This window comes from Cupriavidus sp. SHE, from assembly GCF_000812445.1.
GTDB lineage: Bacteria > Pseudomonadota > Gammaproteobacteria > Burkholderiales > Burkholderiaceae > Cupriavidus > Cupriavidus metallidurans.
Genome location: NZ_JWMB01000071.1, coordinates 1 through 10,879, shown reverse-complemented (window position 1 = coordinate 10,879; position 10,879 = coordinate 1). Strand labels below are relative to the sequence as shown.

Here is a 10,879-nt window from a genome sequence, read left to right as displayed (position 1 = left end):
GAAGTGATCTACGAAAATTGCCTTCATCGCTCTGCTCGTCTCAGATAAAGGGTGGGGTAATCGCTGCATCCGCTGGCTGTCTGCCGTCCCAGCACTGCCACCAGCGGCATCCGCTTTCCCCCGTTGATCGTTACGCCGCTTCCTTCATCTCGGGCGGGTCTTCGTAGTCCAGGCTCATGTGCACTTCCTGCCCGAGCAGCGCCAGCAGCTTCGCAGCCGTGGACTCGTCGGGGTGCGCCTGCACGCGGAAGTTGACGAACACCGTGCCGCCTTCCTGAAAGTCGAACGACAGCTTGTTGACCTTTGCCTCGTCGAGGACGATGTCGAACTCGGCCTTCACACCGTTGTGGATCACCAGGCGCTGGTGTTCCCACGAGCCGTCCCACTTCACCGTGCCGAGCGCCGGGTTTTTCAGGTTCGGCAGGTAGCCGGCGTCGGTGACCAGGTCGCCTTGCACGGCCTCGTCCTTGTGATAGAAGGCGGACTTCAGCGTCGACGAGAACAGCGACAGCACGTCGTTCGAAAGACGCGCCTGCAGCTTCAGGTCGACCGCCAGCACGGAATCCTCGCCGTGCTTCTCGTTGCGCGGGTTGACGTGGTTGATCTTGACCAGATCGGTATCGAGTTCGAGCATTTGTCGGCTCCGGTGATGGGTGAGAGGGTGATCGCGCGGTGGTAGTCAGGCGACGGAAAAATCCATTTCGCAGAGCCAGCCGACAACCTGCACTTCGGTGGCTTCGAAGTGGCTGACCAGCGCGGCGATGATCTCCGCGTCGGTCGGACGGGTTGGAGGGGCGGGGCGGCGTGCCGGCGCCTGGCGTGCGACGGTGGCAGGACGTGCGGCCGGCGTAGGTGCCGGTGCAGGGGCGGGCGCCGGGGCCGCGGCTTGCTCGGCTACGCGAGCGGCCTTCTCTTCGGCGGCGCGCTTCTCCGCGGCCTCGTGCTCGAGCTTGGCCTGCTCTTCGCGGCGGATGCGCTCGCGCTGCTCTTCCTCCTTGCGCAGCTCGTCGGCCTTGTGCTTATCGATACGGCTCGACACCACCAGGCGCAGATCCTCGATTTGCTTCGTGGCCAGCCCAACGCGATCGGCGAACAGGAACTCGTAGCCTTCGATCACACGGTCGAGGAACACAACGTTCGCGCGGATGCGCTTCGCCGAGGCGTCAGCCTCGATCTTGGCGTTGGCCAGAAGCGTGTCGACGGCATCCTGAATGCTCGACACCGAGCGCTTGCCCTTGGCGGCACCCACGAAGTCCGGCGCGCCGAGTTCCACCCAGGCGCCGCCGGTTTCGGCCTTCAACGACTGGATGTGTTTGGCGTAAGCCTCGCGGCCGCCGCGGATGATCGATTCCTTCACTTCGGTCTTGCGCTGCGTGACCAGCTTGTCCAGGTCCAGCCGCACGCGGCGGGCCTCGGCGCTGATATCGTCGATCGTGCGGAACAGCTCGTCGATGCTGGCCGTCTGCGACAGCGCGTGCTGTTTGGCGGCGGCCAGCTTGCTTTCCACCTCACCGCACCACTTGACGGTCTTCTCGGCATCCGCGAAGTCCTGATCGGTGGACAGGTTGCGATTGATGCCCTGGAACACGGCGATGGCGTGTTCGCGGAACTCGCGCAGGTTGCTGGCCGTGACTTGGCCGCGCACCTCGACGAACAGGGCCGGCAGCGTTTCCGGCGTGCGGCCGACGGGCTTCACTTCCTGCTCGCGCGGCTCATACTCGGCCACGTCCTTGTCGAACTGGGCCCAGCCGGCGCGGATGCGGTCGAACCATTTCGGGTCCGGCGAGACATCGGTCCAGACAAAGCGATCGCGCGTACCGTCCGACACAACGAAGCGCACACGCTCGGCGCCGGTGACCATCAGGATCTGCTGGCACTGCGGCATGTGGCTGTCCGGGACGTTGCCGTTCTCTACCGCCAGCGCCAGATCTTCGTTCCACTGCTTGTGCTCGAACGCGATGTCGCCGGCCATAGTCAGGCCGTCGCACGATGCCGATTCCTTGCCCAGCGAGCACGTGACCGGATACAGCTCTTCGCCGAGGTCTTCCTCGACCAGCGGGCGGGCCATAGCTTCCAGTTCGTGACCACGGTCCAGAATCCGCTCCTGCACGAAGTCACTGAACTCCTTCGGCATGGCCGTCTTCTTGATGTGCAGAAGCTCGTTTCGCTTCATGTACGGCGACAGGCCGAGCATGGCCGCCGCCTCGCTGGCGCCGTGGTAGTCGAAGCGGAAGGCTTCCCACTCGGGAGAGCCCTGCAGCAGGGTATGGACGATGTGGTCAGTCATTCTCGTGGCTCCAAGAGTCGATCGTGTTCTTCTGGGCTTCGGTCATCAGCACGCCCTTGGATTCGACGGTCGCGATGATCTGTGCGGGGGTCTTCTTCTTGCCGAGAATCAGGTCGCGCCACTTGGCTTTGTTCTCGTCGAAGCGTTCTTGCGGGTAGGTGGAGGCGGCGGAACCGTCGTTTCCTTGTCGCTCCTGGCGCGGCTGACTGCCGCCGGCTGGTGCGTCGTCGCTGCCGCCTGCGCCGTCATCGTCCATGCCCTTGGTCGACATGCCGGTCACGGCCAGCAGGGTGTAGCGCTGCAGGTAGGTAATCGTCGACGCGGTCTGCTGGATGACGTTCTTCTTGCCTGAGTTGTCCGGCGGCCCAGACATCACTACTTTCTCGGAGTGGCCGTCCTTGTGCGTGACGACGCATTCCACAGTGATCAGGCCGTTGCCCTGCAGGATGTTCCAGGCGAAGCTCAGGCCGTGCTTGGCCATGGCCGGGCCCACGGCATCGGTGACGTCCGACAGTTCGGCGTGCGAGTAGCCCACAAAGTCGCCGTCCTTCGTCCGATAGCCGACTTCCTTGCTGCGACGGATCGTGATGGGCTCGGTCTTGAACGCGGCCATAGCGCCCACGTAGGCCTGGCGCGCAGCCATGGCCATGCCGCGCTCGCGCAGATCCAGAAGCTTGCCGATGTACTCGGGATCGGCGCCTTTCTCCACCGCGATCAGGAGCAGGGTGTCGGGGGTGACCGGTCCGGAGTGGGCGAGTGCGCCAGACTGGCGAGTGGCCGGCAGCGCTGCGGCGCGCAGCGGGGCGGTATCGACGTCGATAACGTCTTCGACGACAGCGGTGGACATGATGTGGATCTCCTGGTGGTGGACGGGGGTCAGGCGGCCGGCGCTGCGTCGACCTTCACGTACGGGTACTTCTTGTCGTACGGCTTGATGTGCTTGCCGAAGTGCGAGCCGATCGACTCGGCCGTCTTGAACGCGGCGAACTCTTCGGCGGTGAAGTTGCCGTAGTGGTACAGGCTGGTGGCCTCGCCCTTGTAGTTCTTGAAGCGGATGGCCAGCGTGTTCGTCTCGGCGTCATGGCCGATGCTGTGGATCTGCGACGACTCGACTTGCTGCAGGGCGATCGCGGGTGCGGTGGTTTCCATGGTGGTCTCCAGGTGGGAAAGGTCAGAACAGGGCGCCGGCGCGGATGGCAACGGCGACGTACCAGATGACGGGCGCAGCAATGCAGAAGCCGGCCGCGCAGGCGTACTCGATCGAGCGCTTGCGCTTCGCGATGGCCAGCAGCTGATTCGAGTCCGGGTCGTAGTTCATGCGAGCACCTGTGCGACGGAGTAGACGAGGCAGTAGCCCAGCGCCACCAGCGCGGCGCGCGTGAGCCAGCGGTTGTTACGGTTGATCGCAGCGCGGCTCATTGCGACACCATCGAGATCAGCGTGGCGCTCAGCACCACCAGCGGCGGAGCGACGCAGATCAGCAGGGCGATGTAGAAGAAATCGCGGTTCATTGCGCGGCCCCATAGAAGGTTGCAGCTAGGTCAGCGTCATCCAGTGCCGACATGCGGTAGATGCAGGCCTGGCCGCAGACCGCGTGATTCTTTTCGATCTGCAGCACGCTGCCGAAGTCGTCGACCACGTCGAAGACCATGGGATAGCTGCTGTCGCCGTAGTGGTGGAGGATCACGGCCGTCCTCGTTCAATCGACGGTGTAATAGCGCAGCGTCGTCACCCACTCGTTGCCGTCGAGGCGCGACGTGGAGACGGCGGGCGAGCGGTACGCGTCGATGCCGCTGGCGCGCCGTTGCGCGGCCTGCTGCACGGCTTCACGGTTCAGGCCGCGGTACTCGATCTCGTGCGTCGAATCGCAGCGGATGACGCGGCTGCGCACGCCTGCCGGCAACTGCGGCGGGGCGATGCCGCGCAGGGCGGTCTGGAAAATAGGGTGCAGGTTGCTCATGACCGGCTCCTTGTGAGTGGAGTTGTGGTCAGGCGGACATCAGCTCGGCAGCAAGCTTGGCGGCGCCGATGACGCGGCAGGCTTGCTCAGCAGCACGAGCTGCAGCTGCTGCGGCAGCGCGCTTGCCCTGTTCGACCAGGTCGCGAGCCTCTGCAGCCGAGATCTTGCTGATGCCGTTGTGGGGGACGAAAGAGTAGAACTGCTCGCCGCGCACCAGGACATAGGCGTCCGGGGCGAAATCACCCGGGGTAGCGACCTTGGCGACGACCGTTAGGCCGCTCAGGAAGCCAACCTTCACCTGCTGGCCGACCTGCCATGCTTGCTTGCTCTTCGTGATCATCTTGCACTCCATCGGCTGGTTGATGGACCCAATTAAACACTATGTTTAGACGAATGTCAAACACGGTGTTTAGTTTGCGTGATCATGACGAAACAACATGTGTAGTTTCTGGGCAACAAAAAGCCCACCGCGAAGGTGGGCTAATGCCGGAGCGGGAGGAAGTTACGAGCGAGTACTGCGCCTATATGGCTTTAGCTGGCCGTTCATGGCATCGATCATAACTGCTGAAATAACGGCGTTTCCGGGGTTGCGCACCGTTTCGGATTTGATGGTTTGCCCGTTGATGGCGATCTTCGATTTGATGAACTCGCATGGCGACTTGCAAGAGAACGTGTCGGTAGCCCCATTGCCGACAGCCATCACGACCGTGTGTGAACCGTCTTTAACGCCCAAGTAGCGCACCATAATCAGGGCTGAAGCCGCCTTGCCGGCCTTACGTTCATCCTCACTGAGGCTCGGTTCATAGCCGTATTCGCCATCCTCTTCCAAGGAGTAGAGGTGGGCCGGCCTGGACGGCGGCGCAGGCACCGCGACTGCATCTTTGCTAGCCGACTGTGGCGAGGATTGCAGCTGCTTTGGCTCTTCGCCCTTCCCGCATGCTGCCAAGACCGCGACAGTAAAAACGCACAACAGCTTTTTCATTTTTGACCCCACCCCATACCCCGCGAAGATCGCAGGGAGTTAGAACCGCGTCTTGATCTTCTTCCGCCTTACTGGATGCGCAACGTAGTACATCCACGTGATCTCATCCGGCTTAAAAAACAGCGTTCCAGGTTCGCCATACGACCCCAATTGAAGGCCATCAGCACGCCGAACTAGCAGTCTCTTGAGGAGGGTCTCGCCGGTCTTCAGGCGCACTAGAACATCGTCACCTAGATCCACTTCCGTGCCTGGCTCGACGAAAGCGAAATCGCCTGGGTTATAAACGGGAGCCATTGACGTGCCGATGATCGGCGTAAGGAAGGCGTGCGGATCGTCCGTCGCCAGCACTGCGTATTCTTCAGTTGCGCCCACCAGGTAACCGCCGTCAGTCCAAATCCTCTCAGGAAGGCCGCCATTGGCCCGCCCCACGACATACACAGGACGCGCGGGGGAGCTGCCTACCGGGATATTCGGGTCGGGCAGCCGCGACACATTGTAAGCAGGCGCTCCAGAGCTCTCGTTAAGTTTTTCTTCAATCTGACTTGAGCCGGATTTTTGCTTGACAGCCTCCATAGGCGGAATGCCTGTCTGCAGCCAAGTAGCGCTGCATCCAATCTCAGCTTGGGCCTTAAGCATTCCGCCCTGGGAAATGCCTCTTCGTTCCCAGTTATTGACGGTCTGCTGCGACTGATTGAGTGCTCGCGCCACATCGGTAGGCGTTTCTAGCCCCTTAAGTGTCTTCGCTGCCTCATAGAGGCGAACCATGGTTTCGTGCATGGCGCGGATGTTCTCACGAGTAAACGTTCTGTTGATAAACGTGGCGTTTGACTTCCAATTAAACATCATGTTTAATAAGGCCATGAACGCGAAACCGACCGCCGTCCACGCTGACTGGCAACTCATCGAGAGCCTTGGGGGTCCAGCCCAAGTCGCAAAGCTGCTGGGTTACGACCTCAAGCGGGGCGGGATCCAGCGAGTCCACAACTGGAGGGTAAGAGGAGTTCCGCCCTCCGTAAAGCTCGCTCACCCGTCTCTTTTCCTGAAAGAACTTACCCATAGCCAGGACGCCAGCGACGACGCTCAGCCGCCAGTCGGCACATCGAGTCGCGGGGCAAAGAAGAAGATTCGAAAGTAGGTATCGCATTACGCGGGGCCGTGGGCATCGGGTTGATGCCTTCTTTTTTAGGCGAGGCGCAAGTGTCCATTCAACTATCAAGTGATGCCACTCAACTGGAAATTCCTCTGATGTGCCTTATGGAACGTCCTCAATCGGTTGATCAGGAAATTGTGGCGGCCATCGGCGATGAGTCGTCGCTAATTCGCAAAGCCATTGAACTGAGCCGGTACAAGTTCATGGAAAAGACCTATGCCGGCTACCTGGGCCTCTCTCCGTCTCAGTTCAGCAAGATCAAGAACGGGAAGGATGGTTCCGGGAAAGTGTGGCATCTGCCGATCACTGCGATCGCGCGGTTCGAATGTTTGGTGGGGCACACGCTTCTGACCCAGTGGATCGCGTACCAGCGTGACCTGATGTTCTGCGATGACCTGCGCGAGTTGCACGAAGCGGAGCGAAAGGCTGCAGAGCTGAGGGCACGCATCTTGGGGAAGGCAGCGGCTTGATCCGCGAGTGCCCGTCAAAGGCACCACGGACGTAGTAACGAAAGCATTTACCGGAAATCCCGGGGGAATCATGGAACAGCTCACTGGCCCACAGCGGGCCAAGACGCGCGGCACTCGCCGGCGCGCTCTCAATACCGCGCCGCTGACCACCGAAGCCCGCCAGCACGCCCACATCGACGAGCTTTGCCACCGCATGACTGTCGCTGAATCGCGCGCCGTGCGCGTACAGCTGTGCGCCGAACTGAAGCAGGCGATCGCTGAATACCTGAAGACGGCGGGGGGCTCGCGGTAATGGCTGGTGACTGGATCAAGATGCGGACCGACCTCTTCACGCATCCGAAAGTTGTCCGCATTTCGTCCGCATTGAAAGCGGACAGATTTAGGACAGTTGGCGGACTGATGTCCGTTTGGTGTCTGTTCGATGCGCACTCAACTGACGGGCAACTCGAAGGTTACAGCTTGGCGACGGTCGACGATCTGATCGGCTGGCAAGGCTTCGCTACTGCGATGCAGACGGTTGGTTGGCTGGAAGATTGCCCGGGAGGCCTTGTCCTGCCTGAGTTTGACAAGCACAACGGCCAGTCAGCGAAACGTCGAGCACAGGATAGTGACCGCAAACGAGCCGGACGTTTGTCCGCATCAGAAGCGGACAAAAACGGGACTAGAGGAGAGGAGAGAAGAGAAGAGTCTTCTTCTACTACTCCTAACGGAGTAGTTGTCGACAGCGACCCCGCTGACGACTTCACGCTGGGCGACGCGGTGCAGTCGAAGTCGAAGGCTGCTCGTCCTGAATGCCCGCATCAGGAAATCATCGCGCTCTACCACGAGATCCTGCCGATGTGTCCGTCCATCCGTGACTGGACGCCCAGCAGGCAGCAGGCACTGCGTGGCCGATGGAATGAGGACCCGAAGCGCCAGAACCTCGAGTACTGGCGGACCTTCTTCACGTACGTCTCGCAATCCAAGTTCCTCACCGGTCGGGCTAAGACCCAGGAAGGCCGCAAGCCCTTCCTTGTCAGCCTCGACTGGATCGTCAAGGCCGAGAACTTCACCAAGATCCGCGAAGAGCGGTACCACAACGAGGATGCCGCATGAACGCGATCGATGATTTTCCACAGGCCCGGGCGCTTTACAGCGTCGAGGCCGAGCAGGCCGTGCTGGGCGGCCTGCTGCTCGACAACGATGCAATCGACCGCCTGAACGGGCTGGAAGCCGCGCACTTCTACCGCGACGATCACCGGCTGATCTTCTCTGCGGTGATCCGCCTGGTCTCGGCGAACAAGCCGGCCGATGTGATCACGGTCTTCGAAATGCTCCAGTCCAATGCACAGGCAGAACGTGCCGGGGGCCTGCAGTACCTGAACGCCGTCGCGCAGAGCACGCCGAGCGCTGCGAACGTCAGCCGCTACGCCGAGATCGTGCGCGACCGCGCGCTGCTCCGGGAGACCGCTACAGCTGCGCGCAAGGTACTCGAGCTCGTTGAGACGCCGAGCCCGATGAAGGGCGCAGAAGTCGTCGACAAGGCGCAGTCGCTGCTCGCCCAACTGGCGTCGGTCGGCGTGCGCAGCGAGCCGAAGATGATCGCCGAGCTGCTGGTGCCGGTTGTCGAGCAGGTCGACGAGCGCTATCACAGCCGGATTGAACCCGGCATTTCGACCGGCATTGATGCCCTTGACCGTGCACTGAACGGCGGTCTCCATGACGGCAACCTGGTGATCGTGGCCGGCCGCCCGTCGATGGGCAAGACAGCGCTGACCACCGACCTCGGGCTGAACATCGCACACGCCGGTCGCAGCGTGCTGCTGGATTCGATGGAGATGTCCGATTCCGAGATCGTTGCCCGCGCGCTGGCCAATCGCGGCGGCATCAACCTGTCGGCGCTGCTGTCTGGGCGCCTGCAGGACGCGGACTGGCCGCGCCTGACTTGGGCAGTCCAGAACCTGGGCGGCATGCGTTTCGCCATCGATGACACGCCGGCCATGTCGCTGCTCGATGTTAAGACCAAAGCCAAGGCGCACAAGCGCAAGCATGGCCTCGACGTGCTGATCGTCGACTACCTTGGCCTGATGTCTGGCGGCGAGGAAAAGATGCGCACGCAGCAGATCGGCGCGTACTCGCGCGGCCTGAAGTCGCTGGCCAAGGAGCTGGGGATCCCCGTCGTCGCGCTCGCGCAGCTCAGCCGGAAGAACGAAGAGCGCCCTGACCGGAAGCCGATTCTGTCCGACCTGCGCGACTCGGGCGATATCGAGCAGGACGCGGACGTGGTGATGTTCGTGCACCGCCCGGAGATGTACGACCCGAACAACTCGGACCTGAAGGGTTACGCCGAGGTTCTGATCCGTAAGAACCGGAATGGCGCGCTTTGCGACGTGCCGTTGCTCTACAAGGGGCCGGTCACGAAGTTCGATGAATGGACTGGGCCGCTGCCGATGCTGAGTCACGGCCCGGCCGTCCGCAAACGCGGCATCGCTGCGGAACTGTGAGGCATCCATGACCGACCTGTTCGAAGAGATCGTCGCTTCCGATATTTCGACCTCAAATGAGGCGCCGAAAACGGACATCGCGCTCGCAGAAGTAGGTACGCCCACCTGCAATCTGAACATTCTGGCCATCGACATCGGCACCACTACGGGCTGGGCGCTGGGCCTGCGCGACGGGAAGCTGCACAGCGGCAGCGAGTCGTTTGCGCCCAAGCGCCTCGACGGTCCCGGCCAGCGCTGGCTCAAGTTCGCAGCGTGGCTCGGTGAGCGCGCGCGCCAGGCCGGCGAGATCCATGCCGTGTACTACGAGCTGGTGCTCCGGCACACCGCGGTGCAGGCCGCGCACGTGTACGGCGGCTTCGAGGCGCACCTGCAGGCGTGGGCCGATCGCAACCGCATCCGTTTGGTCGGCGTGCCGGTGCCCGTCATCAAGAAGTCGGCGACGGGGAAGGGCAACGCCAACAAGGACGCCATGGTGGCAGCCATGCGCCAGCGCGGCCACCGCGTCGTCGACGACAACCATGCCGATGCGCTGGCGCTGCTCGAGTACGCGCAGCGGGAGGAAAGCTGATGGGCATCCTCGAACAACCGCAATCCCTGCAGCAGGTCCTGCGTGGCGTCTTTCTCCGCGGCGAGAAGGTCGTCGCCACGCGTTTCGCCACCCAATACGGCTTCACGCGGCAGGGCGTCAGCGAAGGCCTCAAGGCGATGCGCAAGCGCGGACTGATCCAGCCGCGCGAGCTCGAGCGCGCTTCCGCCGGCACGGCTCCCATCGAATGGTCGTGCGTCGACCTGGCCGCCATGCAGGCCTACCAGCCGAAGGTGCAGACGCACAACCCGATGGTGGCTCGGCGCCGGCCAACCGGCCCCTTCGCGGCGCTGCTGGAAGTCTGGGGTATCCGGCCGGCGGACATCCGTCTGCCGACCATGCGGCACGTGATGATCACCAACGACCCAGCGGAGGCCGCGTGATGGATGCAGGAAAGCTGAATTTCAACTCACAAGGGAGCAACCATGAATCTGGCCTTTGAGCACGTGGTGATCATCTGCATCGCCGTCTTTATCGCCGGCACGTGCTTCGGCGTGCTGCTCATGAGCCTGGTGCAGATGGACCGCGACGAGCGGCTTCCGAAGATCGAAGAGCTGCGCACTGTGCCGGCACCGGAAGGAGACTGAAATGCGAAGTGACTGGAATGGGTACTGCATTCGCTGCGGCGGCTTTGGCCACCGCTCGTCGAGCTGCATGCGCTGGAATGGCGTCCGTCTGGCGAGGCCGGTATGAGCGACAAGCGCATCTTCATCCTGTCCCACCGGCAGGCGCGCGCTGGCGCCGAGCTGGCGATTCGCGGAGCTCCCGACGGCTATGTCGTCACCATCTGCGAGCCGACCCGGACGCTCGACCAGAACGCGAAGCTGTGGCCGATGCTGTCGGACGTCTCGAAGCAGGTCGAATGGCACGGCCAGAAGCTGACCACCGACGAATGGAAGGACGTCTTCACCGCCGCGCTGCGCCGGCAGAAGGCCGTGCCTGGTCTCGATGGAGGATTCGT

Annotated in this window: 18 protein-coding genes; 8 read left to right on the top strand and 10 right to left on the bottom strand. The window is 62.4% G+C overall.

All coding sequences use genetic code 11. The features are described from left to right. Positions 1–130: 130 nt before the first annotated feature. The 10 genes from RN01_RS29380 to RN01_RS34405 form a co-directional block, all read right to left on the bottom strand. Positions 131–634, bottom strand: a complete 504-nt coding sequence (locus RN01_RS29380) for a hypothetical protein (protein WP_017515484.1) — start codon at positions 632–634, stop codon at positions 131–133. A 45-nt stretch (positions 635–679) separates the two neighbouring features. After that, positions 680–2,287: a YqaJ viral recombinase family protein gene (locus RN01_RS29375; RefSeq protein ID WP_039016812.1), complete on the bottom strand. Its 1,608-nt coding sequence runs from the start codon at positions 2,285–2,287 to the stop codon at positions 680–682. Further along, on the bottom strand, positions 2,280–3,134 hold the full coding sequence (locus RN01_RS29370) for an ERF family protein (RefSeq protein ID WP_017515212.1): 855 nt from the start codon (positions 3,132–3,134) through the stop codon (positions 2,280–2,282). The genes RN01_RS29375 and RN01_RS29370 overlap by 8 nt, the downstream gene beginning before the upstream one ends. 29 nt (positions 3,135–3,163) lie before the next feature. Further along, positions 3,164–3,436: a KTSC domain-containing protein gene (locus RN01_RS29365; protein ID WP_017515211.1), complete on the bottom strand. Its 273-nt coding sequence runs from the start codon at positions 3,434–3,436 to the stop codon at positions 3,164–3,166. Positions 3,437–3,458: 22 nt separating this feature from the next. Further along, positions 3,459–3,605, bottom strand: coding sequence for a hypothetical protein (locus RN01_RS34160; RefSeq protein WP_017515210.1), 147 nt, complete (start codon positions 3,603–3,605; stop codon positions 3,459–3,461). A gap of 189 nt (positions 3,606–3,794) precedes the next feature. Next, positions 3,795–3,974, bottom strand: coding sequence for a hypothetical protein (locus RN01_RS29360; RefSeq protein ID WP_017515207.1), 180 nt, complete (start codon positions 3,972–3,974; stop codon positions 3,795–3,797). Between the two features lie 12 nt (positions 3,975–3,986). Next, on the bottom strand, positions 3,987–4,247 hold the full coding sequence (locus RN01_RS29355; protein WP_017515206.1) for a hypothetical protein: 261 nt from the start codon (positions 4,245–4,247) through the stop codon (positions 3,987–3,989). Between the two features lie 28 nt (positions 4,248–4,275). After that, positions 4,276–4,587: a hypothetical protein gene (locus RN01_RS29350; RefSeq protein ID WP_024570354.1), complete on the bottom strand. Its 312-nt coding sequence runs from the start codon at positions 4,585–4,587 to the stop codon at positions 4,276–4,278. A gap of 162 nt (positions 4,588–4,749) precedes the next feature. Continuing rightward, complete coding sequence (locus RN01_RS29345; RefSeq protein WP_017515717.1) at positions 4,750–5,229, bottom strand: hypothetical protein; 480 nt, start codon at positions 5,227–5,229, stop codon at positions 4,750–4,752. 39 nt (positions 5,230–5,268) lie between these two features. Then, positions 5,269–6,132: a helix-turn-helix transcriptional regulator gene (locus tag RN01_RS34405; protein WP_197067589.1), complete on the bottom strand. Its 864-nt coding sequence runs from the start codon at positions 6,130–6,132 to the stop codon at positions 5,269–5,271. A gap of 294 nt (positions 6,133–6,426) precedes the next feature. Between RN01_RS34405 and RN01_RS29330 the strand changes: the two genes are divergently transcribed. The 8 genes from RN01_RS29330 to RN01_RS29295 all read left to right on the top strand — a co-directional run. Further along, positions 6,427–6,849 (top strand): hypothetical protein, encoded by a 423-nt coding sequence (locus RN01_RS29330; RefSeq protein ID WP_133258039.1) that lies wholly within the window; start codon positions 6,427–6,429, stop codon positions 6,847–6,849. Between the two features lie 70 nt (positions 6,850–6,919). After that, positions 6,920–7,141, top strand: coding sequence for a hypothetical protein (locus tag RN01_RS29325; RefSeq protein WP_017515771.1), 222 nt, complete (start codon positions 6,920–6,922; stop codon positions 7,139–7,141). Further along, positions 7,141–7,944 (top strand): hypothetical protein, encoded by an 804-nt coding sequence (locus RN01_RS34400; protein WP_017515772.1) that lies wholly within the window; start codon positions 7,141–7,143, stop codon positions 7,942–7,944. Before RN01_RS29325 ends, RN01_RS34400 begins: the two co-directional genes overlap by 1 nt. Further along, positions 7,941–9,332, top strand: a complete 1,392-nt coding sequence (gene dnaB / locus RN01_RS29310; RefSeq protein ID WP_024570359.1) for a replicative DNA helicase — start codon at positions 7,941–7,943, stop codon at positions 9,330–9,332. Before RN01_RS34400 ends, dnaB begins: the two co-directional genes overlap by 4 nt. A 7-nt stretch (positions 9,333–9,339) precedes the next feature. Continuing rightward, the gene (locus tag RN01_RS29305) at positions 9,340–9,900 is read left to right on the top strand and encodes a hypothetical protein (protein ID WP_017515703.1); all 561 of its coding nucleotides are present in this window, start codon (positions 9,340–9,342) and stop codon (positions 9,898–9,900) included. Further along, positions 9,900–10,301, top strand: coding sequence for a hypothetical protein (locus tag RN01_RS29300; RefSeq protein ID WP_017515704.1), 402 nt, complete (start codon positions 9,900–9,902; stop codon positions 10,299–10,301). Before RN01_RS29305 ends, RN01_RS29300 begins: the two co-directional genes overlap by 1 nt. 42 nt (positions 10,302–10,343) lie before the next feature. Further along, positions 10,344–10,505 (top strand): hypothetical protein, encoded by a 162-nt coding sequence (locus RN01_RS34155; RefSeq protein ID WP_156149794.1) that lies wholly within the window; start codon positions 10,344–10,346, stop codon positions 10,503–10,505. Between the two features lie 102 nt (positions 10,506–10,607). Continuing rightward, the coding region (locus RN01_RS29295) for a recombination protein NinB (RefSeq protein ID WP_039016811.1) at positions 10,608–10,879 on the top strand (272 nt) is incomplete at its 3' end.